A 21,007-nucleotide genomic window follows, 5' to 3' on the forward strand; every position below is an offset into this window, starting at 1 on the left:
AAAATTATGCTTAAAGTAGCAGATCAAATTTCCATTAACGCTCCGATACATAAGATATGGGATATACTCACAAATCCAAAGTTTATCAAAGAATGGGACGATATTCCTGAAAATAATTCGGGAGAATTTTTAAGGTTGAATTCGGTTATAGAATGGGAAGGGCACGCCAAGATGGTAGTCACTGAGTTTGATGAATTGAAAACTCTGAAACTTAACTTATTTTTACCAAAAGCCAAATTAGATCCTTCCGAATATGATGTTAGTTATCAATATACTCTAACACAAAATGAAAATATCGTTTTAAAATTTGAAATTGGTGATTTTTCGCCACTGCCTAACGCTGAAGATTACCACGAAAGTACAATCGAATGGTTGGAAACGGCCAAAGTAAAAATTAAAGAATTAGCAGAAAGTTAATACAATATTCGCATTATAACAATTAAAGCGTAAGTCTGGATTTGATTGCTTTTCCCAAAGTGTATTGATCAGAATATTCCAAAGTGCCACCTATCGTAATTCCATGAGCAATCCTTGTAATTTTAATTTCCATTGGTTTGATCACAGTGGAAAGATAGGATGCAGTAGCGTCACCTTCAAGTGTCGGATTAGTAGCGATCAGAACTTCCTTGATTCCCCCATCCTCTAACCTCTGCATTAGTTGGCGAATTCGTAATTGGTCCGGACCAATCCCATCTAAAGGTGAAATGGCACCATTGAGAACGTGGTACTTACCAACATATTCTTTTGTGTTTTCGATAAAGAAAATATCTTCTGGTTGTTCTACGACACAGAGAATTCCGTTGTCTCTTCTGTCCGATAGACAAATGGAACATACAGAATCTTCAGTAAGACCACCACATTCATCACAAAATCGAAGTTTGTTTTTTGCTTCTTCAATATTGGACAACCAAGCGCGAAAGGTAGTAGGATCCATTCGTAAAATATGAAATCCGATTCTTGTCGCACTTTTTTTTCCAATTCCCGGAAGACTAGAAAAGGATTGGATTAGTTTTTGAAATTGTGGATCAGACAGGAGGAAATCCTCCATCCTTTTGGATTTGGTTGAATACTCCCTCGAAGTCACTGGGATTGAAGCCGAGAACATTTTTCATTTCATGTGCCATAGTTTCTTTTGCTTTTCTTTGTACTTCATTGGTGGCAGAAAGAATTAAATCTTCTAACATCTTTTTATCATCTGCATTAAACATAATGGGATTGATGTTGAGATTAGTGAGTGTGCCATCTGCAGATGCTGTTACTTCTACCATACCTGCACCAGCAGAAGCAGTAACCCGAATCTGAGCGAGACGTTTAGACAGTTCTTCTTGTTTTTCTTTGATATTGCCGAGTTGCGAAAAAGCTTCTCGCATTTGTTTCATTTGGTCAAAAATTCCCATACGTACCTTTGGACTTATAAATTCTTAAATTGGTTGGGATCAACTTCCATCCCAGAAAACTTTTCTTTCAAAAGTTTTTCCATATCCTCTGGAGCAGATGGACTTGTAGCTGCGGGTTTTGGAGGATTTGGCTTTGGTTCCGAAGTCCGTTTTGTTTCTACATCCAAGTTCGGATTTGGTTGGGAAGGCTGTTTTGTTTCCGGTTCCCGATTCTCTACTGGTTTATCAGAAAAGGTTTTAGTTGGTCCTGGATCTGTGTTCGTTACAGTAACTTGTTTTTGTGTAACTTCAGTATTAGTTGTGGTAACCGCTTTTTTGGGAGTCTCTAAACTGTCAGGGATATGAGAGATATCACCTTGGACAAGTTTGGTGAGCTCTGATATTTTAGCCAACAATCCCGATACACTCGGTTTTTCTCTGTCCAAAATTAATTTTCGAAATTGAATTTCTAAATAAACTTTCATCTCGTAGGAGCTTCTTAGTTTCATTAGATTCAATTTTTCATGAACAGCAAAAATCCGCTCGGCAAGTAATACTAAAACCTCACGATCTAATTCTCTATAATTTTGTTTTAATTTTTGGAGATCTTCCTGAGGGATATTGATAGATTCTCGATCTGCTAAGTTATCTTTGATGAGAAGGAGGGAATTTAAAAATTCAATAAAATCCCAAACGAACTTACCAAGATCAATACCTGCCTGGAAAAGATTTTCAAGTGTTTCAAAGATCTGTGCACTTTGGGAAAAATCTAGTATTTGGTTTAAAAAATCAGTGAAGGTATCAATTCCATGATAACCAATCATTTTTCTTAGTTTGACGCCTGTTAAATTTCCATCGGTAAAAATAACAGCTTGTTCCATAAAGGAAAGTGTATCGCGAACGGAACCATCGCCTTTCTTAGCAATCCAAAACAATCCTTCGGAATCATACTTTAAACTTTCTTTTTCACAGAGAGATTCAATATAGTTTTGTAAAACAGTGACAGGAACTTTTCTAAAATGAAAATCTTGACAGCGTGAAAGGATTGTTTCTGGAATTTTATGATACTCGGTAGTTGCTAAAATAAAAACAACATGAGCCGGTGGTTCTTCTAATGTTTTGAGCAGAGCATTAAAAGCAGCTCCGCTTAGCATATGGACCTCGTCCAAAATATAAACACGGTACTTTCCGCCCATCGCATTGAATTTTACATTTTCACGTAACTCGCGGATATTATCTACCCCGCTATTGGATGCGGCATCAATTTCAAATACATCGTTAGAATTTCCTTTTGTGATTTCTAAACAAGATGTACATTCGTTACAAGGTTCTACTCCATCCGGGCGTTCGCAATTCAGACGTTTGGCCAAAATTCTCGCAATGGTTGTTTTACCAACACCACGAGGTCCAATGAAAATATAGGCATGACCAATCTTTTTTGATTTAAATGCATTTTGTAAGGAACCGACAGCAAGGTCTTGGTAAATTACATCGCGAAAGAATTGGGGTCTGTATTTTCGAAAGAGTACTTGGTGGTTTTCGCTCATGTAGGTCCGTGTTTCAAAAGATGAGAATTAAAAAATTCGAGAATCACTTTGATCTTGGGAATTCGTATGTTGGAGGCAATGAAATATTTATCACGGTTATGGATATTTTCTTCTGGAACTGGGGAAGACAGGATACGAAGTCTAGCGGAAGGATCTGGAGAGGTTTCCAATGAGTTCAATTCAGAGTGGAAATTGAACTTAGGATTGGAAAGAAAGTCAGTGTAGAACCTGGCGGAGAGACCGGGATTCGAACCCGGGGTGCTTTTGGCACACATGCTTTCCAAGCATGCACAATAGACCACTCTGACATCTCTCCAATGGTTTCTACTGGCTTCCATAAAATGAAATGGTCAAAAGAATTCTACCTTTTCTCTTTGAAAAAACTAAGAAATTCAAATTTTATGTGGGATCTCGGGATGAGGGTGCACTTTGGAAAGTGATTCAACAAGTAAATAGATTCGGTGGTATAAGAAGAAATTCCTTCCCCTGGTTTTGCCGGAACAAAATAAATCACTTCTGGAATTTTTACCCTCAATATGGCACCTGCACAAAGTAAACAAGGTTCGAGAGCTGTAATTAAAATATGATCAGAAAGATATCGACCTTCTGTTTTTGAAAGAGCTTCTTCGATTGCTAAAATTTCGCTGTGTTTTGTTGGATTTAATGTTTGTTCGACGGAATTAAACGCAGAAGAAACTAGGTTTCCATCTCGAGTGATGATTTCTGAATATGAGGGAATTTCTTCTGGGTGGTTAGTAATGGCTTCTGTATAGCGGCCAAGAAACGATTCGAAAGCTTCCACGCGCGCCCAAGAGGATTTGAACCTCTAACCTTCTGATCCGTAGTCAGATACTCTATCCAGTTGAGCTATGGGCGCAATGAATGCTTGAAGCATTTTTACCCAGTCCAAAAGAACGGGTATCTCTATGGTTTTTTTCAAGCGGATGGAGTAAATCAAAAATCCAGAAATTCCTAGATAAAGTAGTACAGAAAGTAAGTGAATGGTTGCTGCCAAATAAAGACCAATGAAGGGTAAAACCGAGATTACTTGTGCGAACAAAAGGATGAGCAAGAACAAACAAGTATTAACCGCGGAATACAAACAAACAGTCACAAATTCCGGAACACTTCGTTTCCAAGTAAATACGGGAACCCAAGAAAAATACAGAGGCATTACAGCCAAAATTTTTGCAGCTTCATCGGTAAGTAAGTAAGCTTTGAATGTCTGGATTTTTTCTTTGATTTGGGCGGTATTCATGACAGTAACTACGGAGACGCAGGGATTCGAACCCTGGGTACGATTGCTCGTACGACGGTTTAGCAAACCGCTCCTTTCGGCCACTCAGGCACGTCTCCAGCGACTCGGAGAAGGTAGGATTCGAACCCACGGTGGGATTACCACGACGGTTTTCAAGACCGCTGCTTTAGACCACTCAGCCACTTCTCCAAGAGTACCTATCCGTTATGTTAAATGCGAGTGCAGTGTCAAATGAATATTCAATGAATGGTTCTAGAGAATGGAAAAGTTGCGGATAAAACTGGAAAAGTGGGTGAATGGTGGTTTTTGTTTGGCCCACCATGATGGTCATGCTGTCTTTGTTGAGGGCGGAATTCCTGGAGAATTGGTAGACATAAGTCTTTACAAAACAGGAAAAAAAGAATGGTTTGGAACTGTTTCGGCGGTCATTGAATCTTCTGAAGCGAGAATTCCCTCAGATTGTTCCGTTTTTATGGAATGCGGTGGTTGCAGTTACCGCCATATCTCCTACCAGGACGAAATCCAAATCAAAACAACTCTTTTAGAAGCCATGTTTCCTGAATGGAAAGGGAAACTAGAAATAGTGACCGGGCCAGAAAACGAGTATCGAAACAATGTGCAATGGCAAAACAATGGGAAGGATATTGGATATTTCGCAAAAAATAGCCACCGAGTTGTCAATGAATCTCAATTTGTTTGTAAAACTGTCGATAAACGATTGTTATGGGAAGGGGTCCCGCAAGAAATTAAAAAATCTGTAGCAAAACAAAAATCGATCCAACTTAGACTTTCTTCCAAATCAGTTGTTAATTATGAACGAGACCAAACAGAAGTTAATATTTTTAATACAAAACTAAAAGTTCCCGAACGAGGTTTCTTTCAAATTAATAGGTTTCTATTGCAGCCTTGGCTTGAAAAAATCAAATTCCTCTTACCAGATTCGGCTCAAATTTTAGAGCTTTTCTGTGGTTGTGGTACCATTGGAATTTCAATTCGGGAAAAAATCGCATCTTTGTATGGAATGGAATCACATGAAAAAAGCATTCGTTATGCAAGAGAAAATGCGAAGATAAACAATGCGTTGCAGTTTGAATATGAAGTCTGTGATTTGTATCAAAAACATCTACCAAAACATACGGCAAAGTTTCCAATTTGGGTTGTGAATCCACCGAGAGCAGGTCTTTCTGAAGGAATTGTTGAATCTGCTTCTTTATTTTCACCAAAACAAATTGTTTATTCTAGCTGTAATCCAAGTACTTTGAAGAGAGACATTACAAAACTAGAAATGATAGGGTATCGATTGGAATATTTAGGTTTGTTTGATTTTTTCCCAAGAACTCAACATTATGAAGTTCTCGTGAGTTTAAAAAAAATAAACAACTCACAAACCTAAATTTGTGAGTTGGAAGAATCGAATTTTGGTGATTATTATTTTTCTTTTGTAGTGATTTTAAATGGAAGGTAAGCTGGGCAAAATCCGATGGCTGAAGTTGCGATCATTACAAGGCCGATAGCAAACAAAACGATTGCTGTTGTTCCTTCTACAACCCCGCCTAAATAAAGACCACCTAATACCAAGCCGACGACTACTCGAATGATTCTGTCATAAAGACCCATATTTTGAAACATATTCAATCTCCTTAAAGAACGTTTGACGAAAGAAAGTGAATTGATTCTTAATTATTTTTTTGTAACCATTCTAAAATCAATTTAGTCACTTCATCTCTTTTTTCCCAATGTAAGAAATGTCCAGCATGATCGAAACCAATTTTACGAAACCCACAAGGAAAGTCCGTTTCATCCAACAGATGTTCGAAGAGATTTTTATGGAAACAACCATCGTTTAAACCATAGAGAATTTGTGTTGGAACCGTAATTTTAGAATCCAAAATTCCTAAAATACTTTCCCGACCAGATTCAGTGAAAAGATCATTTAAGTTTCTATAATAGGACAGGGCAGAAGATAAAATTCCTGGATTTTGGAAATTAGCTTTAATCTCTGCTAAATGGTCTTGGTTTGGTGTATAACCCGGAGACCAATCTTTCCATAAAAAATCAACCAAAGCAAAATCATTAGTTCGAATCGTAAGTTCTGCTAAAAAAGGAATTTGGAATAACAAAACATACCACGAATGAATTGTTTGTTGTGGAGCCCAAAGAAAGGAATCTTGGTAAGTTCGGAGTAAAGGTACACCAAGACTTGTGATTGATTTGATGCGGTTGGGATAATACATTCCTGCTGCATAAGCAATGACTGCTCCCCAGTTGTGTCCAACTAGATGAACTTTGTCCCATTGTCTGTCTTCCATCCAACCTAAAATATCATCTACCAGATCCACCACATGTAATTTATGAGCATGGGATATAGTTGATGGTTCGTATCCTCGCATAACTGGAGCAATACATTGAAATCCTTTTTTCCCAATTACTTCCATAATTGGTGCAAAGGTTTTATGGTTATCCGGGAATCCATGAAGGAAAAGAACAGGTTCTCCTTTTCCCGTTTCTAGGGTGGTAAATACAGTGGATGAATTTCTAATTTCCGAATGGTGCATTGTTATTTACCAACTTTTCTTTTTTATACGTTGTTCGAAAGAATTGTAACACAATCTCTCTTGTATCCAAGTCCTTACTTAAGTATCCGTATTGTTTTTCATTTTGGTAATAAAAACCATTTGGCCAAATATGGCCACCGCCAGGGATCAAATAACCTTCTACAATTTGGTCAGATAAACAATCTGTGAATTTAGTGTATTGGATGTCCCTCTTCCAAAATTTGTTCAAATGTCTTTTGCTGGATTTTGTCTCCTCTTTGCAGGAGAAACTGGAGGTCCAATACTCTAATGATTCTAAATAGGAAAGAACATCTCCTGCTGCAATTCTCTGCGATTGGTTATTAGGATCTGCAGGGATTGAAACAGTTCCACCTTGGAAAGGAACTACATCATCGGACATTCCCATGATGAAACCCATCGATTTTTGGGGCGGAGGAAAACATATTTCTTTCAATCCTCGGGATGTCACTGCTGCCACAGAATAACCTGAACTAAATAAATCAGGTGCTTCGCATAACAAACGTTGTGTCATAAATCCGCCATTGGAAATTCCCACTGCATGAATTCGATTGTAATCAATAGAGTATTCAGAATCCAAATGTCGAATGATATCCCGGAAAAAATCGACATCTTTTGTATTTCTTTTGTCTGTGATAGAATGAGGAATTTTCCTTCCATCATTCCATCGGTTTGCATAACCATCTGGATAAACTGCGATGAATCCATATTCTTCTGCTTTTTCTGACATCCGAGTGAGGTAAATCATACCCTCACCTGTCCCACCACCTCCGTGTAATAAAAAAACCACGGGCAATTTATCTTCTTTCATTTGTTTAGGGATGTAATATCGAAAGGAGCGTAATAATCCATCAGATGAGATTGATTGTAGTTTGTGCTCTTTGACTGGAACAATGGACGGCAGAGATTTACAGAAAAAAGAAAAAGAAACCATCATCAAAAGTAGGTACGACTGAATTCTAACAAGAAACCGAATCATAGAAATAAAGATTCAAAGGATTTGATGGTTTCGATAAACTTCGGGTTACCTTCCAGTGGATATTTCGGATGAAATTCTTTATCGACTGTGGGGTCATAAGGTCCGGACTTTCCTTCAAAACAGACTGCTGTTTCGGACAAACAAACCAAACTATGCCAAACACCAGGCTGTAAATCAATCCCACGTTTTGGCCCATTGGCTGTAAGTTTATGGGATTCCTTTACTTCTCCGTCTTCATCAAAAATCAAAAAACCAATTTCCCCTTCTAGGATAATGAAGGTTTCCGGTTTAGGATCCGACAAATGTCTGTGAGGTGGAATGTACGTATCTTTAGAAAGAACGTTTAGAAACCTTTGGTACACTTCCTGTTGTTCGTGGAAGTTAAAATTGGTACGTTTTCTTTCGGCGTTTTGGGCTTTTGTAATTAGGGTTCCGATTAAGTCGGAATCAATGACTTGTATTTCCAGCAAGTTGACCTTCCAATTCCTGCTCAATGAAGGCTAACATATCCGGAACACAAGCCGTACAAGTATCAGCCGCTCCCATCTCGCGGGCGACTTCTAGTATAGGGCGATTGGATTCTTTGACAACATTTAAGATAGATTCAAAGAAAACTTCTGCACAGTGACACTTGATCATGGTTCTGAGAATCAGTCTCTAGCTTTCCAAGCGGTACGACAAGAATTTTTTTTTGTCTTATTAAAGCATTTTTTTAGTAATTAGGTGATGGAGTCCGAGTGGTTTTTTTGGTAATGAGAAACTGCCCATTGCGTTAATTCATGAATCACTTTTTCTAATGATTTTCCGTGCTTTGTGATTGAGTATTCAACTCCCGGAGGGAAGGAATCGATCACAGTTCTTTCAATTAACTGAATTTTCTCTAAATCTTTGAGTTCTTTCGACAGCATTTTATCCGTAATTCCTGGAATTTCCTCAGCAATTTCTTTAAACCGTTTCTTTCCAAACGATAGAGACATAATAATAGGCAACTTCCATTTTCCGCTTAATATTTCTAGAGCCTCACGAAGTGGTAAAATCAAATTAGCACATTCACTATGATCGAGATTGCTTTTTGGATCTTTTCCCTTCATTGCAGTTCAATTCTACGATCCTGGATCTATTAAGCCACGTCAACTGAACGAAAATTCTCATATTTCCAAATTTTTTATTAGCTAAGCCACAACAATTAATATCTAAATAATAGTAACTATAAAAAGTATAGTTACATGAACATTAAATTAGGAGTTTCTCATGAATCTATTTCGAATCATCTATTGAGTATCAACAGTGATCCTTTCTTTTCTAATGCTTTTCAGTGCCGTTAGTTATTTTATGAATCCCGAAATCGCAGTCGGTTTTAATCGATTAGGTTTCCCTGATTATTTTAGAGTGGAATTAGGAATTGCGAAACTGATTGGATCGTTAATCATTCTTGTTCCACAAATTTCCCGCCGATTCAAGGAATGGGCATATGTCGGGTTTGGAATTACTTTTATTTCGGCTGCGATTGCACATTTGCGAAGTGGAGATTCTGTATCTACAGTAATTGCACCTATCGTTATATTTGGTATATTGACTGTCTCTTATGTTTTTTATTATAAGACACAACCAGTATCAGTGTGACCGTTCTAATCTAGATATTTACGGACTTAAATAGAAAAGTATTTATAAACGTTAGCTAACGATTGAATTGCATTGTGCCAAAGGAAACGGTTTACATTAACTAGACCTTTCTTTTGGTAATCTTTTAGTATTTTATCATTCGATAATAAAAAGAGAATTTTAGATTTTAAATTTTCTTTAGAGTAGGGATCGAAGTATTCTGCTGTAGATCCTAAAACTTCAGGTAGGACACTAACATTAGAAGAAAGGACAACTGTGCCAACACTTTGTGATTCCAATACTGGAAATCCAAATCCTTCATACAAAGAAGGGAAAATAAAAAGTTTTGCTCCTTGATATGCAAGAGGTAGTTCTTCATACGGCAAGTGCGGAAGAAAAAAAATTAAATTTGGGTATTTGTCTTTAAATGCTCGTAGTTCTGTTGGAATTTCTTTGCTGATTCCTCCAATCACAAGCGGAAGATTTATTTTTTTTTCTTTCCATAATTCTTCTATGGTTTCTAATAAAAAAGGAAAGTTTTTGTGAGCTTTTCCAATTCCAACTGTGAAAAGATAAGATTTTGGAAGGGATTGTTTTTTTAAAAAAACGTTTAAATTCGCTAATGGTTTTTTCAAAAAAATCTTTCTATCAATTCCGTTATACACCACAGAAATCTTATCTTCCAGATACCCAAAAGATTGCACCAAATCCTGTTTGGTGTATTCGGAAACTGTAATGATTTTACGAGCAAACCATTTGATCCATCGAAAGACAATTTGCATATATATACGTTTAACGAGAGAACTATGTGCTGCCTTAAAATGATAAGGAATGAGATCGTGAATGGTAACAATGCATTTCCGAATGTATGGGAAGGGAATGTTAAAATGAGGGATGTCCAAAAGATCCATTTCACCCATTCTGCGATGACCTAAAAATTCTTTTGGGGAATAGATACTAGATTTGTATTCAATGATTTCTGCGTGTTTGGGAAGATTGTATTTTTTTAAAACGGTAGGATCACCAAAGATAAACAATTCTGCACTCTCAGTCGAAATGGGCCAAAATTTTAAAATATGTTGGATCCGAATCCCAATCCCAGAATTTTCGATCATCCGTGCATCGTATCCAATTTTTAGCCGCATCCGTAATTGATTATGTCCTTTAGAATTAATTTAAAAAAAGGAAATGTATCTTTTCCTTTAAAGTCAAGTCTAGTCAAATTAGTAGTAATTATTCTGCATTCATAATTTGGGATGTAGAATAGGTGGAACATATCATTCAAAAAGGAATCGGATGGAAAACTTAATCGAAGAAATCCTAAAACAAATTGGTGAAGATCCTTCAAGAGAGGGTCTTGTGAAAACGCCCAACCGTGTGAAAAAGGCTTATGACTTTTTGACCAGTGGGTATAAGGCTGATTTGAATCAAATTGTGAATGGAGCGATCTTTGAAGAAAGCACAACCGGCATGGTTTTGGTAAGAGATATCGAGATGTATTCCTTGTGCGAACATCATTTACTTCCTTTTTATGGAAGAGCCCATGTTGCTTATATTCCCAATAAAAAGATTATAGGAATTAGTAAAATTCCAAGGATTGTCGATGTGTTTGCACGTCGACTGCAGGTCCAAGAACGTCTCACCGATCAAATTGCCCAAGCCATCCAAGAAACCTTAGATCCTTTAGGTGTAGGTGTAGTCATTAAGGCCAAACATTTATGTATGATGATGCGTGGTGTGGAAAAACAGAATTCAGAACTATTTACTTCTAGTCTACTTGGCCTATTCAAAACAGATCCCACTACTCGGAGTGAGTTTTTAGATTTGATCCGAACCGGTTCCCATTAAGTTCAATTTTTAAATTCAAATTTTCAGATTCATGCTGGACTTTTTTCAAAAAAAGTTCAGCATTCTTTCTCTAGAGGGAATCTATGCCGAAAGAAAGAATCGTGGCACCGTCCAAAGACTTCGCAAAGTTAGCGAACGTTAGCTTAAAAGAATACAAATCCAAATACAAAGAGTCCATAGAAAAACCGGAAAAATTTTGGGCTGAACAAGCAAAACGCCTAACATGGTTTAAAAAATGGACAAAAGTTTTAAAACACGATTTTGCTAAGGCAAAAGCAGAATGGTTTGTAGGTGGAAAACTCAATGTTTCTTATAATTGTTTAGACAGACATTTAGATTCCCCTTTAAAAAACAAAGCTGCTCTCATTTGGGAAGGGGACAACCCTGACGAATCCAAAGTTCTTACTTATCATGACCTCCACCGCGAGGTGAATCATTTTGCAAACGTTCTAAAAAAGTTCCATGTGAAAAAAGGAGACAGAGTTCTCATTTACCTTCCCATGATTCCGGAACTTGCCATTGCAACGCTAGCTTGTACTCGTATTGGTGCCGTCCATTCAGTGGTGTTTGGAGGATTTTCTCCGGAAGCACTTCTTGGTCGTATTGAAGATTGTAAACCCACAATTGTGATCACTGCTGATGGTGGCTATCGTGGTGGCAAACCAGTGGAACTCAAAAAAAATGTAGATATCGCTCTAGATGAAAGTAAATACAAAGTTAAAGATGTAATTGTTGTTAAGCGAACAGGCGATGAAGGAAATTTAAATTGGAAAGAAGGTAGAGACCACTGGTACCACTACCTGATGAAAGATCCCGACATTAAAAAAGAATGCCCTCCTGTCGTGATGGATTCGGAAGACCCACTTTTCCTTCTTTATACATCTGGTTCGACGGGAAAACCAAAAGGAGTTCTTCATACCACAGCTGGGTATCTACTCGGTGCCAATCTTACCTTTGCTACCATCTTCGATTATAAGGACACGGATACTTATTGGTGTACGGCAGACATTGGTTGGATTACGGGTCACAGTTACATTCTCTATGGGCCTTTGTCGAATGGAGCCACGTCTCTGATGTTTGAAGGAGTGCCAAGTTACCCCGATGCAGGAAGGTTTTGGGATGTGATTGATAAATACAAAGTCACTGTGTTTTATACAGCACCAACGGCCATCCGAGCTCTTATGCGAGAGGGAATCGAACCCATCAAAAAAAGATCTTTAGCTTCTTTACGACTCCTTGGATCCGTGGGTGAACCCATTAACCCAGAAGCTTGGGAGTGGTATCATACGAATATTGGAAAATCAAAATGCCCAATTGTGGATACTTGGTGGCAAACTGAAACTGGATCCATTATGATCTCTGGAGTTCCAGGAGCCATCCCCCAAAAACCAGGTTCGGCAAGTTGGCCATTTTATGGAATCCTACCAGTTCTTGTGGACAATGAAGGTGTGGAGATCAAAGACAAAGGCGAAATTTCTGGAAACCTATGCATCGCCAAACCTTGGCCTTCCATGATGCGAGGAGTGTACGGAGATCCAAAACGGTTCTTTGATACATACTTTTCTCAATTCAAAGGGTATTACTTCACAGGTGATGGTGCCAACAGAGACAAAGATGGATACTTTCGCATCACAGGACGAGTCGATGATGTCTTAAATGTTTCGGGACACAGAATTGGTTCTGCTGAAGTGGAAAGTGCTCTTGTAGAACATAAATCCGTTGCCGAAGCTGCAGTCGTCGGTTTTCCGCATGATATCAAAGGCCAAGGGATTTATGCCTATGTAACGGTGAAACATGGTGTCACTACCAATGACGCTTTGAAAAAAGAACTCATTGCTATGGTAGAAAAAGTGATTGGTAAAATTGCAAGACCAGAAGTCATCCACTGGGCACCAGGACTTCCGAAAACCAGGTCAGGGAAAATCATGCGCCGAATTTTAAGAAAAATTGCCAATAACGAATTTGATACTTTAGGGGATATTAGCACACTTGCCGATCCATCCGTAGTACAGTCGTTAATTGACGATAAGAAAAAGTTCCATAGTTAAGACCGGTTTTAGTCTCTTATTTTAAAGATCCTGCGGGAGGGCAGAAAACACTCCCATTACCCGCAGGAATTCTGATTCTTCAAATTCCATATCCCGTTCTTTTAATTTCTGCCGGTATTCGTTAGCCTTTGTCACATCTCGATTGGAAAACCAAGAGATACAAAATAGTAAATATTCTCTATTTTTGCGGTAAGTGTACTGGTGGTTTTCGAGTTCAGTGGCAGTGAGTTTGTTTTGATTTTTAAAATCTTTTACCAATGAATCGATGGCAAGGGTGTCTCTATCTTTTCCAAGATTCGCATAACTTTGACGAATGAGAAATAAAATTTCTCCTGCATCCGAATCGGGAAAAAATTTAAGTAAATTGTAAAAACCTCTTCGAAATAAAGATAAAGCCTCTAGGTATCTTTGTTTTTCTTGGAGGTACACTCCGTAACGCGTGAAGTATCTGGTTTCATTTAAAAAAACAGTACTTGTCCATTGGTAGGCTTGTTCTAAAAGTTCGGATTCTCTTCCCCTACGTGCCAAGATAAGAGTTTCATACATAGTTTCTTCGCGAGGAAAGTACACCAAGTATCGCAAACTTAAATCATCTGCTTCTTTCCATTTTTTGTTTTTGATATTTTTCAAAAGGCTTGTTTGTAAGGCTTCTTTTTCCGAAACAAAGGTTTTGTCTGATTCTAATATTTGGATATAGGATTCATAATCGGATTCCAATCCAAGTTGTCTGGATAAAATGGCAGCGGTAAACAATCTGTACTTTGCATTTGGTTTTTGTTCTAAATACAATTTCGTATAGAACAAAGCTTCTTTTTGTTTTCTTTCCTTTTCGTAAAAATCAGCAACATAAAGAACCAAATCGAGTTGGTCTTTTTTCTTTTTGATGGATTCTTCATAGGCATGAATTCCATCGAAGATTTGTCCAAGCTTCATATGGGCACGTGCTGCTAAATTATAGTACCGAAAGTCCGGATCTGGATTTAATTCTTTGGCTTTGATGAGAAAATCGAAGGCTTTGGCTGGGGTTTCTTGGACAATTTTGTCTTCTGCCATCCTCAAAAGATCTTCATATCCATAAAAAACTTTAACGGGGTTCAGAACCTCTGTTTCTGCTAAATTTGGATTGGAAACTAGAAATAGACTTGTTACCAGAACACCAAATTGCCATATTCTCCTAGACCGAAGTATCATCTATGGATTCTCATCGGTCATCTTCTAAATAATCTTAGAAATTCAAATAAACAATCTCAAAGAGGATCTCATGAATGTAGAGTTAATCATCATCGTCATGGCACTAGTTTCCATTGTCACGGCGATATTCTACGCGGCTCGGGTGGTTCGCATCCAAGTGGGCGCAGGCGGTGGAAGCGAAAAAGAAACCGCTAAATTGAAAGAAATCTCCGCAGCGATCGCAGAAGGGGCTATGGCCTTCCTTCTTAGAGAATACCGAGTCATTTTGCTATTTATCAGTTTCATGACGGTTCTCATCTATTTACTTTTGGATAATCCAAAAACTGAGTTCAACGAAGGAATTTATACTGCCGTTGCTTTTGTTTCCGGTGCCCTCATTTCTTGCCTTTCTGGTTTTATTGGAATGAAAATTGCGACTGCTGGTAACGTTCGCACTGCAGAAGCTGCTAAAACTTCGCTTTCGAAAGCTTTCCGCGTGGCTTATGATTCTGGAGCTGTAATGGGTTTTGGTCTTATAGGTCTTGCGGTTCTTGGAATGATTGGACTTTTCCTTCTATTCACAGGAACAAACGTGGGAGTTGCGAAACACATCCTTATGGAATCACTTGCTGGTTTTGGTCTCGGTGGATCTTCCGTAGCACTTTTTGGTCGCGTGGGTGGTGGTATTTACACCAAAGCTGCTGATGTTGGTGCTGACCTTGTTGGTAAGGTAGAAAAAGGAATTCCAGAAGATGATCCAAGGAACCCAGCAACAATTGCTGATAACGTGGGAGACAACGTCGGTGATATTGCTGGTATGGGTGCTGACCTTTTTGGTTCGGCAGCGGAAGCAACTTGTGCGGCTCTAGTCATAGGTGCAACAGCATCTGCTCTTGCTGACAATAACTCGGCTCTACTCTATCCACTTTTAATTTCTGCTATTGGAATTCCAGCTTCTCTTATCACTACTTTCTTTGCTCGTGTGAAAGAAGGTGGAAATGTAGAAAAAGCTCTCAAACTCCAACTTTGGATTTCTACGTTCATCGTAGCTGCAGCTCTTTATTTTGTAACTGACATCTTTATGATCGATAGTTTCCAAATCGGAGACAAAACCATCACCAAATGGAATGTTTACACTTCAGTCGCATTAGGTTTGTTTGCTGGTATGTTCATTGGTTGGATCACTGAGATTTATACTTCTCATTCTTACAAGCCTGTGCGCGAAGTGGCCGATGCTTGTGATACTGGTGCTGCGACGAACATCATCTACGGACTTGCTCTTGGTTACAAATCAACAGTAGTTCCAGTGATTTTACTTGTGATCGTAATTGTAATTTCTAATATACTTGCTGGTATGTATGGGATCGCAATCGCAGCTATTGGTATGATTTCTACCATTGCCATTGGTCTTACGATCGATGCTTACGGTCCAGTTTCTGACAACGCTGGTGGAATTGCTGAGATGGCGGAACTCGGAAAAGAAGTTCGTGACAGAACTGACAATTTGGATGCAGCGGGAAACACCACTGCGGCCGTTGGAAAAGGTTTTGCGATTGGTTCTGCGGCTTTAACTTCCCTTGCACTATTTGCTGCTTTTATCACAAGAACACAAAATGCTTCTAAAGAACTGGGAGAAGGTGCGATTGACCTCACTTCGATTGAACTTTTGGATCCTTTGGTTTTTGGAGGTCTTCTATTTGGTGCCATGCTTCCATTTATCTTTTCTGCGATGACTATGAAGTCTGTAGGAAAGGCTGCTCTTGATATGGTAAAAGAAGTTCGTCGCCAATTCAAAGAGATCCCTGGCCTTATGGAAGGAAAAGCGAAACCTGAGTATGCAAAATGTGTAGATATTTCTACTTCTGCTGCTCTTCGTGAGATGATTCCTCCTGGCCTTCTCGTTCTTCTTAGCCCAATTGTCGTTGGATACTTGTTTGGTGTGAAGTCTCTTGCTGGTCTTCTTGCTGGTGCCCTAGTTTCTGGTGTGGTTCTTGCGATCTCATCTGCTAACTCTGGTGGAGCATGGGACAACGCTAAAAAGTACATCGAAAAAACAGCTGGTGGAAAAGGTTCAGAAAAACACAAAGCTGCCGTTGTGGGTGATACAGTAGGCGATCCGTTCAAGGATACTTCTGGTCCTGCCATCAACATTCTCATCAAACTAATGGCGATCACATCACTTGTGTTTGCTGAGTTTTTTGTGACAAAAGGCGGAATCATTTTAAATTTCTTTAGATAAGAAATTGAATTTGAGAACACAAAAATTTTGTGGAGAATTTCTTTAGAAATTTTCCACAAACATTAGATTCGATTTTCCAAAATGGAAAATGAAATAGAGCCGGCGGAAACGTCGGCTTTTTTTATAGGGTTGTAAAACTGAAACTTGTGTTGGTGCCTAGAGTTAGCCCAAAGATCGACTGGATGTTTTGGTTTAGTGTGATGGTGTAAGTGGTTCCTGTTGTTAGCGCACTCGCCGGTGTTAGTGTAATGGTTCTGTTGGAAGCACCACCACTAAGACTTGGACAAGAAGGGGAACAACTAATATTGGTATTGAGTGAGGTGGACTCAATGGCTTGGGTCATCACGATGGTGATTGTGGGGTTTAAGGAAACACCTGTGGCTCCATTACTGGGGTTTGTTGATTCAATGGTAAAGTTGGCTGAGGTTTGCGTGACTAGTGGAAGCACGAGAACTCCCAATAGCGAAGGTTGTGGCTCAGGGAGACAGGCCAGGGAGGAAAAAACAAACAAGATTGAAATTTGAATTTTCTTCCACATTTTCATTGATTCTAGATTTAGTTTCGACTAATTTCCCTTGGTTATTGTGCATAGTTTTGCGTAAATCCCCAAGAAATTATAACTTTCTAGTTCAATAGACGTAATTTCTCTGATATTTCCATTCTTTTGTGACATTTCTACAGAAGCATCACCGAGGGCGAGAAGGCCAAGGTAGGATTTGGCACAAGAGGTTCCTTCTTTCGTTCCGGAGATGCCAGTCTCCATCATCCCAATCCTTTGGTCTTCGTATAAGAGGCCTTGGGTTCCAAAACCTGAGCTAGCGCACGTGAGTAAAAAAAAAGAACAAAAGAATGGAATTAGAACGTAGATCCTTTGCTCGATGGTTTTATTTTTTAAGTTCCTGGTCCAGAATTTTAGATAGTTTGTTTTGTAAGAGGATGATGTCGTCATATAGTTTTTCAATTTGTTCTTCTTTTTTTCGAATCTTGTCCGTTAGTGCATCCAATGATTTATTGGAAGTATTGTTTTTTTTGGAATGAAATTCTTTTAGTTTGGAATCTATCTCTTCGTAGATTAATCCGCTTTTTATTTTCTTTGCGAATTCTTTGAGTGAATCAATATTCTGTTTCATCGGCCTACGATGTGCAAACAAAGTTCTTGGAAAAAGAAATATTGGTTTTTGTAATAATGATCTAAACTATGAATTTCTTTTGGGCGAGCTTGGCGAGGAATGAAATCTAAACTTGCATTTCCAATGCTTACCAAACCGAAATAATTTGTAATACAGGATTCAACAAACGTATCGGTTGGTAATGGCACTTTTCCCGGAGAGTACCATCCTTCTTGACCTTTGTTTTTGAATATAGTCATTGAAGGATTTCCAATTTGAATACTCAAACATTGGAGTATAAAGAGAACCATTGGGAAAAACAAAAAACGTTTCATACTACTGACTTGTATCGAAAAAATAGAAATAGGAAAAACGAACTCCCCGATCCATCGCATTGTCTGCTTTTGGCAGAACACCCAATAAAACCGAAAAACTAAAAGTTCCAAAACTTTCTGTGTTCATAGAGATTCCTGGATAAAGATTAAAATATCGTAGGTTTTTATCAGCAATTTTGTCCAAAGGTTCCCTATATTCAAGTTCAGTAAAAATTCGAACTGAGTCTGCAATAGCAAAAGATGGCGCAATTCCAACTTGATAATAACGTTTGAATTCTTCCAAACTAGATTCTTTCCCATGCCTGTTTGTTTCAGTTTGAAAACGAAACTCTGACATGATTTGAAAAATGCCATATTTATAACCCAATCCGAAGTTTGGTCGGACTAAATAGAAATCTGGATTTTCTCTTTCTCTGAATTCTGTATTTCTTTTCTTATCATAGAGTCTCAATCCCGCTCCGATTAAAAATTGGGAAGAACCATTTTCAAAAATTTTGCCATATTTGATTCCAGCATTCCAACGATCCCAAGTGATTTCCTTTGCAGTATCAGTTTGCGAATATTGGTTTCTGCCGATGGAAGTAACAACTGAAAATGACTCGGTGAGTTTATATTCCCCTTCTATATTTAGGTTTTTGTTTATTTCTTTGACTTGGTTGAAGTCTTTGTCCCAATAACTGAGATTTCCTCTGAGTTTTGTATAAACAGCAACCGGTTCAATTTGAAGCGGATGTGCAAATCCATTGTTTGCCGCTTGAGAGAACAAAGACGAAGTTACAAAAAGAAAAAAGAGAGCGATAATTTTATTTTTCATATTACAATCCTATATTAGTGATTGGGTAGATAATTCTTGCCAACTTATCAGCAAGTAGTGTATAACCTAAGTTATTTGCATGAATACAATCTAACATTAATTCTGCACGAGAATTTGGCCTTCCCCCCAGTGTACTTCTCAAATCGACATAGATCAACGAAGGTTCCTCGCGAGTCACTTCTAAGAGAAGATTGTTGAATGCATCAACTTGGTTTGAAGTAAACACAGCAGCATCAGGAACAATTAAACCAATTTTATCAAACTTTGTTTTACAACCTTCCTCAGAACCGGCAATCACAGGTGGCATGTATGGGTTGGGATAATCATAACCATGAATGATCCATTTTATTGGCGCACCGCCAAAGCGAGCGATTTTATATGCGTTCCCGGTAATGATCAATTGTTTGAGATTTGCTTTGATTGTAGCAAAACGTTGCGCTTGTACCGTATCGATCTTTCCAATATATTCAGAAAGGTTTGCTTGGATATCATTTCCACCCAATGAAAGAAGAACTACTTTCATATCGGCTCCACCTTGATCAATCACTTGGAATTGAAGGCCTTGGCTCACGACTCCTTGTAAGGTTTTTCCACCCAAGGTGGCACCAGCAAATTTATAATGATATCGATTTTCCAGTTGTGGCCTTAGAGTTTCAACCATTGGGAATCCGAGAAGAATGTCTGTCCAACTGTCACCAATGATTCCCGTTTTTGCAGGTGTTTCTCCATTGCAAATGGCATACGTTGTACATAAAAGGTTTGCACCGACATCTTCGAAGTAATCCTTTTTTGTATCACAATGGATGAGGAATGCTGTTATTCCTAACAAAAGTGTGTATTTAAGTTTTTTCATTTGGTTTTGTTTCCTTCCAGATATGGTCCATGATAAATGCGCAAGATAGATCGCCGGTCAGATTTACTGAAGTTCTACACATATCTAAAAACCGGTCAACTCCAAAAAGAATAGTGATTCCTTCGACTGGAATTTGAAAGGTATAAAGGATGGATGCGAGAATAACAAGGCCAACACCCGGCGTAGCTGCCGTTCCAATTGAAGCTGCCGTTACCGTTCCAACTAACAAAAATAAGTCTAAACCATTTAAGTCAACTTGATACACTTGGCTAAGAAATACCGTGGCTACTGCTTGGTACAAAGCAGTTCCATCCATGTTAATCGTAGCACCGAGAGGAAGAACAAAGTCAGCGACTGTTTCTTTTAATTTTAATTTTTCTTTCGCCACTTTTAAGGAATAAGGTAGGACTGAGCTGGAACTAGAAGTCGAAAAACCAAGCAAAGGGATTTCACGAACTTGGTTCAGAAAACGAGCCGGATTTTTCCTAGTGAAGAGAAACACCAAGATTCCATAAAAAATTAAAATACAAATAAGTCCAAGGAGAACGGTTCCAATATAAGAAACTAAGCCCATTACTAATGAAAACCCAATTTGTACCATAGCATAACTCATAAGACCTAAAACAGCTAAAGGAGCTAACTTCATTGTCACCTTAACGACCCATAAACAAAAACTCTCTAGAGAATGACAGAATGCTTTTAAGGCAGCACCTGAGTCACGGGAAGTCAGAAAAAATATTCCTAAAATCATTCCGAAAAAAACAACAGATAACATTTGTTGTTTGGACCAAACGTTTACTAAGTTTTTTGGTATAATATTGGCTATGATTTCCGGTATGGATTCTTGTTTCGTGTCTAAAGCAGCAGGCGGATTATTTTGGTTTGAAGTGATTGTTTGATTCTGGATCTGATTTCCTGGTTTGATGATGAGGGTGAGGGAAATTCCAATGTTTACTGACACTACTGTTGTAAAGATAAAGTATAATAATGTTTTACTTCCTAAATTCCAAAGATCTTTTAAGTTTCTTAGACTAGAGACTCCCAATGCAATTGAAACAATTACTAGTGGAATCATAATCATTTGTAGTAGATTTAAAAAAATATCTCCAGGTAGTTTCATCCATGGTAAATAAGGTTTTAAATTAAGAGCAGAAACAAACCCAGATTCGGGATTCAAAAAAATTCCGAAAACTAAACCTAACAATAAAGATACGAGAATTTGGATCCAAAAAGGAATTTTGGGAAAGAACATTCCC

At 38.3% G+C, this 21,007-nt stretch carries 27 protein-coding genes and 4 tRNA genes; 8 read left to right on the forward strand and 23 right to left on the reverse strand.

The window, feature by feature from the left end; all coding sequences use genetic code 11:
- The first annotated feature begins 6 nt into the window (after positions 1-6).
- On the forward strand, positions 7-417 hold the full coding sequence (locus CLV96_RS11090; protein WP_004786545.1) for an SRPBCC family protein: 411 nt from the start codon (positions 7-9) through the stop codon (positions 415-417).
- Between the two features lie 22 nt (positions 418-439).
- Here the strand turns inward: CLV96_RS11090 and recR are convergent, their stop codons facing one another.
- The 3 genes from recR to dnaX are packed head-to-tail and all read right to left on the reverse strand — an operon-like array spanning position 440 to position 2,923.
- Positions 440-1,048 carry a recombination mediator RecR gene (gene recR, locus CLV96_RS11095; protein WP_004786717.1) on the reverse strand — a complete coding sequence of 203 codons (609 nt, stop codon included), beginning with the start codon at positions 1,046-1,048 and terminating at the stop codon, positions 440-442.
- Positions 1,026-1,391: a YbaB/EbfC family nucleoid-associated protein gene (locus tag CLV96_RS11100; RefSeq protein WP_196795741.1), complete on the reverse strand. Its 366-nt coding sequence runs from the start codon at positions 1,389-1,391 to the stop codon at positions 1,026-1,028. Before CLV96_RS11100 ends, recR begins: the two co-directional genes overlap by 23 nt.
- A gap of 20 nt (positions 1,392-1,411) precedes the next feature.
- On the reverse strand, positions 1,412-2,923 hold the full coding sequence (gene dnaX / locus CLV96_RS11105) for a DNA polymerase III subunit gamma/tau (protein ID WP_004784545.1): 1,512 nt from the start codon (positions 2,921-2,923) through the stop codon (positions 1,412-1,414).
- Between the two features lie 78 nt (positions 2,924-3,001).
- Here dnaX and CLV96_RS19820 point away from each other — a divergent pair, with 78 nt between their 5' ends.
- On the forward strand, positions 3,002-3,148 hold the full coding sequence (locus CLV96_RS19820; protein WP_157188369.1) for a hypothetical protein: 147 nt from the start codon (positions 3,002-3,004) through the stop codon (positions 3,146-3,148).
- Between the two features lie 4 nt (positions 3,149-3,152).
- On the opposite strand, the gene CLV96_RS11110 is transcribed toward CLV96_RS19820, so the two are convergent.
- The 3 genes from CLV96_RS11110 to CLV96_RS11120 all read right to left on the reverse strand — a co-directional run bounded on the left by CLV96_RS11110 (position 3,153) and on the right by CLV96_RS11120 (position 3,800).
- A tRNA-Ser gene (locus CLV96_RS11110) sits at positions 3,153-3,239 on the reverse strand.
- A gap of 45 nt (positions 3,240-3,284) precedes the next feature.
- The gene (locus tag CLV96_RS11115) at positions 3,285-3,725 is read right to left on the reverse strand and encodes a nucleoside deaminase (RefSeq protein WP_004785357.1); all 441 of its coding nucleotides are present in this window, start codon (positions 3,723-3,725) and stop codon (positions 3,285-3,287) included.
- A gap of 1 nt (position 3,726) precedes the next feature.
- Positions 3,727-3,800, reverse strand: a tRNA-Arg gene (locus CLV96_RS11120).
- Positions 3,801-3,987: 187 nt separating this feature from the next.
- Here CLV96_RS11120 and CLV96_RS19825 point away from each other — a divergent pair.
- Positions 3,988-4,137 carry a hypothetical protein gene (locus tag CLV96_RS19825; RefSeq protein WP_155821181.1) on the forward strand — a complete coding sequence of 50 codons (150 nt, stop codon included), beginning with the start codon at positions 3,988-3,990 and terminating at the stop codon, positions 4,135-4,137.
- A gap of 55 nt (positions 4,138-4,192) precedes the next feature.
- Here the strand turns inward: CLV96_RS19825 and CLV96_RS11125 are convergent.
- Both CLV96_RS11125 and CLV96_RS11130 read right to left on the reverse strand, forming a co-directional pair.
- Positions 4,193-4,279 (reverse strand) — tRNA-Ser (locus CLV96_RS11125).
- 7 nt (positions 4,280-4,286) lie between these two features.
- Positions 4,287-4,370 (reverse strand) — tRNA-Ser (locus CLV96_RS11130).
- Between the two features lie 70 nt (positions 4,371-4,440).
- Between CLV96_RS11130 and CLV96_RS11135 the strand changes: the two genes are divergently transcribed.
- Positions 4,441-5,574, forward strand: a complete 1,134-nt coding sequence (locus CLV96_RS11135; protein ID WP_040917202.1) for a class I SAM-dependent RNA methyltransferase — start codon at positions 4,441-4,443, stop codon at positions 5,572-5,574.
- Positions 5,575-5,609: 35 nt separating this feature from the next.
- Here the strand turns inward: CLV96_RS11135 and CLV96_RS11140 are convergent, their stop codons facing one another.
- From CLV96_RS11140 to CLV96_RS11165, 6 genes are all read right to left on the reverse strand, one after another.
- The gene (locus tag CLV96_RS11140) at positions 5,610-5,810 is read right to left on the reverse strand and encodes a YgaP family membrane protein (RefSeq protein WP_004785076.1); all 201 of its coding nucleotides are present in this window, start codon (positions 5,808-5,810) and stop codon (positions 5,610-5,612) included.
- 47 nt (positions 5,811-5,857) lie between these two features.
- Positions 5,858-6,736, reverse strand: a complete 879-nt coding sequence (locus CLV96_RS11145; RefSeq protein ID WP_004785105.1) for an alpha/beta fold hydrolase — start codon at positions 6,734-6,736, stop codon at positions 5,858-5,860.
- The gene (locus CLV96_RS11150; protein WP_040917200.1) at positions 6,717-7,733 is read right to left on the reverse strand and encodes a CE1 family esterase; all 1,017 of its coding nucleotides are present in this window, start codon (positions 7,731-7,733) and stop codon (positions 6,717-6,719) included. Before CLV96_RS11150 ends, CLV96_RS11145 begins: the two co-directional genes overlap by 20 nt.
- On the reverse strand, positions 7,730-8,203 hold the full coding sequence (locus CLV96_RS11155; RefSeq protein WP_004786377.1) for a WbuC family cupin fold metalloprotein: 474 nt from the start codon (positions 8,201-8,203) through the stop codon (positions 7,730-7,732). Before CLV96_RS11155 ends, CLV96_RS11150 begins: the two co-directional genes overlap by 4 nt.
- Positions 8,181-8,372, reverse strand: coding sequence for a (2Fe-2S)-binding protein (locus CLV96_RS11160; RefSeq protein ID WP_004786795.1), 192 nt, complete (start codon positions 8,370-8,372; stop codon positions 8,181-8,183). The genes CLV96_RS11155 and CLV96_RS11160 overlap by 23 nt, the downstream gene beginning before the upstream one ends.
- An 80-nt stretch (positions 8,373-8,452) precedes the next feature.
- Positions 8,453-8,824 carry a winged helix-turn-helix transcriptional regulator gene (locus CLV96_RS11165; protein ID WP_040917197.1) on the reverse strand — a complete coding sequence of 124 codons (372 nt, stop codon included), beginning with the start codon at positions 8,822-8,824 and terminating at the stop codon, positions 8,453-8,455.
- Positions 8,825-9,020: 196 nt separating this feature from the next.
- On the opposite strand from CLV96_RS11165, the gene CLV96_RS11170 reads away from it, so the two are divergent.
- Positions 9,021-9,356, forward strand: coding sequence for a DoxX family protein (locus tag CLV96_RS11170; RefSeq protein WP_276325645.1), 336 nt, complete (start codon positions 9,021-9,023; stop codon positions 9,354-9,356).
- A 26-nt stretch (positions 9,357-9,382) separates the two neighbouring features.
- Here CLV96_RS11170 and CLV96_RS11175 read toward each other — a convergent pair whose 3' ends face one another.
- On the reverse strand, positions 9,383-10,480 hold the full coding sequence (locus CLV96_RS11175) for a glycosyltransferase family 4 protein (protein WP_004786517.1): 1,098 nt from the start codon (positions 10,478-10,480) through the stop codon (positions 9,383-9,385).
- Between the two features lie 151 nt (positions 10,481-10,631).
- Between CLV96_RS11175 and folE the strand changes: the two genes are divergently transcribed.
- Complete coding sequence (gene folE / locus CLV96_RS11180) at positions 10,632-11,183, forward strand: GTP cyclohydrolase I FolE (RefSeq protein WP_004787276.1); 552 nt, start codon at positions 10,632-10,634, stop codon at positions 11,181-11,183.
- Positions 11,184-11,266: 83 nt separating this feature from the next.
- Positions 11,267-13,231 (forward strand): acetate--CoA ligase, encoded by a 1,965-nt coding sequence (gene acs, locus CLV96_RS11185; protein ID WP_004784190.1) that lies wholly within the window; start codon positions 11,267-11,269, stop codon positions 13,229-13,231.
- A gap of 21 nt (positions 13,232-13,252) precedes the next feature.
- Here the strand turns inward: acs and CLV96_RS11190 are convergent, their stop codons facing one another.
- Positions 13,253-14,422 (reverse strand): tetratricopeptide repeat protein, encoded by a 1,170-nt coding sequence (locus tag CLV96_RS11190; RefSeq protein ID WP_004785270.1) that lies wholly within the window; start codon positions 14,420-14,422, stop codon positions 13,253-13,255.
- 70 nt (positions 14,423-14,492) lie between these two features.
- Here CLV96_RS11190 and CLV96_RS11195 point away from each other — a divergent pair, with 70 nt between their 5' ends.
- Entirely contained in the window at positions 14,493-16,640 is a 2,148-nt protein-coding gene (locus tag CLV96_RS11195; protein WP_004786870.1) for a sodium-translocating pyrophosphatase, read from the forward strand.
- A 121-nt stretch (positions 16,641-16,761) separates the two neighbouring features.
- Here CLV96_RS11195 and CLV96_RS11200 read toward each other — a convergent pair whose 3' ends face one another.
- From CLV96_RS11200 to CLV96_RS11230, 7 genes are all read right to left on the reverse strand, one after another.
- The gene (locus CLV96_RS11200) at positions 16,762-17,088 is read right to left on the reverse strand and encodes an Ig-like domain-containing domain (protein WP_004787663.1); all 327 of its coding nucleotides are present in this window, start codon (positions 17,086-17,088) and stop codon (positions 16,762-16,764) included.
- 117 nt (positions 17,089-17,205) lie between these two features.
- Positions 17,206-17,589: a TRL-like family protein gene (locus CLV96_RS20010; protein ID WP_243836467.1), complete on the reverse strand. Its 384-nt coding sequence runs from the start codon at positions 17,587-17,589 to the stop codon at positions 17,206-17,208.
- Entirely contained in the window at positions 17,525-17,770 is a 246-nt protein-coding gene (locus CLV96_RS11210; RefSeq protein WP_004786549.1) for a hypothetical protein, read from the reverse strand. The genes CLV96_RS20010 and CLV96_RS11210 overlap by 65 nt, the downstream gene beginning before the upstream one ends.
- A complete protein-coding gene (locus CLV96_RS11215; RefSeq protein ID WP_243836468.1) occupies positions 17,767-18,009 on the reverse strand; it encodes a TRL domain-containing protein in 243 nt (80 codons plus the stop codon). Before CLV96_RS11215 ends, CLV96_RS11210 begins: the two co-directional genes overlap by 4 nt.
- 76 nt (positions 18,010-18,085) lie before the next feature.
- On the reverse strand, positions 18,086-18,898 hold the full coding sequence (locus tag CLV96_RS11220) for a hypothetical protein (RefSeq protein WP_004785639.1): 813 nt from the start codon (positions 18,896-18,898) through the stop codon (positions 18,086-18,088).
- A gap of 1 nt (position 18,899) precedes the next feature.
- A complete protein-coding gene (locus CLV96_RS11225; RefSeq protein ID WP_004784297.1) occupies positions 18,900-19,751 on the reverse strand; it encodes an SGNH/GDSL hydrolase family protein in 852 nt (283 codons plus the stop codon).
- Positions 19,738-21,003 carry a dicarboxylate/amino acid:cation symporter gene (locus CLV96_RS11230; RefSeq protein WP_004787738.1) on the reverse strand — a complete coding sequence of 422 codons (1,266 nt, stop codon included), beginning with the start codon at positions 21,001-21,003 and terminating at the stop codon, positions 19,738-19,740. Before CLV96_RS11230 ends, CLV96_RS11225 begins: the two co-directional genes overlap by 14 nt.
- Between the last annotated feature and the right edge of the window lie 4 nt (positions 21,004-21,007).

It is taken from the genome of Leptospira meyeri (genome assembly GCF_004368965.1).
GTDB lineage: Bacteria > Spirochaetota > Leptospiria > Leptospirales > Leptospiraceae > Leptospira_A > Leptospira_A meyeri.

Excerpts from the sequence above, each read along its gene's own strand:
- CLV96_RS11090 (WP_004786545.1), top strand. The coding sequence starts at position 7 with ATGCTTAAAGTAGCAGATCAAATTTCCATTAACGCTCCGATACATAAG.
- recR (WP_004786717.1), bottom strand. The coding sequence starts at position 1,048 with ATGGAGGATTTCCTCCTGTCTGATCCACAATTTCAAAAACTAATCCAA.
- dnaX (WP_004784545.1), bottom strand. The coding sequence starts at position 2,923 with ATGAGCGAAAACCACCAAGTACTCTTTCGAAAATACAGACCCCAATTC.
- CLV96_RS19820 (WP_157188369.1), top strand. The coding sequence starts at position 3,002 with ATGAAATATTTATCACGGTTATGGATATTTTCTTCTGGAACTGGGGAA.
- CLV96_RS19825 (WP_155821181.1), top strand. The coding sequence starts at position 3,988 with ATGAGCAAGAACAAACAAGTATTAACCGCGGAATACAAACAAACAGTC.
- CLV96_RS11135 (WP_040917202.1), top strand. The coding sequence starts at position 4,441 with ATGGAAAAGTTGCGGATAAAACTGGAAAAGTGGGTGAATGGTGGTTTT.
- CLV96_RS11140 (WP_004785076.1), bottom strand. The coding sequence starts at position 5,810 with ATGTTTCAAAATATGGGTCTTTATGACAGAATCATTCGAGTAGTCGTC.
- CLV96_RS11145 (WP_004785105.1), bottom strand. The coding sequence starts at position 6,736 with ATGCACCATTCGGAAATTAGAAATTCATCCACTGTATTTACCACCCTA.
- CLV96_RS11150 (WP_040917200.1), bottom strand. The coding sequence starts at position 7,733 with ATGATTCGGTTTCTTGTTAGAATTCAGTCGTACCTACTTTTGATGATG.
- CLV96_RS11160 (WP_004786795.1), bottom strand. The coding sequence starts at position 8,372 with ATGATCAAGTGTCACTGTGCAGAAGTTTTCTTTGAATCTATCTTAAAT.
- CLV96_RS11165 (WP_040917197.1), bottom strand. The coding sequence starts at position 8,824 with ATGAAGGGAAAAGATCCAAAAAGCAATCTCGATCATAGTGAATGTGCT.
- CLV96_RS11175 (WP_004786517.1), bottom strand. The coding sequence starts at position 10,480 with ATGCGGCTAAAAATTGGATACGATGCACGGATGATCGAAAATTCTGGG.
- folE (WP_004787276.1), top strand. The coding sequence starts at position 10,632 with ATGGAAAACTTAATCGAAGAAATCCTAAAACAAATTGGTGAAGATCCT.
- acs (WP_004784190.1), top strand. The coding sequence starts at position 11,267 with ATGCCGAAAGAAAGAATCGTGGCACCGTCCAAAGACTTCGCAAAGTTA.
- CLV96_RS11190 (WP_004785270.1), bottom strand. The coding sequence starts at position 14,422 with ATGATACTTCGGTCTAGGAGAATATGGCAATTTGGTGTTCTGGTAACA.
- CLV96_RS11195 (WP_004786870.1), top strand. The coding sequence starts at position 14,493 with ATGAATGTAGAGTTAATCATCATCGTCATGGCACTAGTTTCCATTGTC.
- CLV96_RS20010 (WP_243836467.1), bottom strand. The coding sequence starts at position 17,589 with ATGACGACATCATCCTCTTACAAAACAAACTATCTAAAATTCTGGACC.
- CLV96_RS11210 (WP_004786549.1), bottom strand. The coding sequence starts at position 17,770 with ATGAAACAGAATATTGATTCACTCAAAGAATTCGCAAAGAAAATAAAA.
- CLV96_RS11215 (WP_243836468.1), bottom strand. The coding sequence starts at position 18,009 with ATGACTATATTCAAAAACAAAGGTCAAGAAGGATGGTACTCTCCGGGA.
- CLV96_RS11220 (WP_004785639.1), bottom strand. The coding sequence starts at position 18,898 with ATGAAAAATAAAATTATCGCTCTCTTTTTTCTTTTTGTAACTTCGTCT.
- CLV96_RS11225 (WP_004784297.1), bottom strand. The coding sequence starts at position 19,751 with ATGAAAAAACTTAAATACACACTTTTGTTAGGAATAACAGCATTCCTC.
- CLV96_RS11230 (WP_004787738.1), bottom strand. The coding sequence starts at position 21,003 with ATGTTCTTTCCCAAAATTCCTTTTTGGATCCAAATTCTCGTATCTTTA.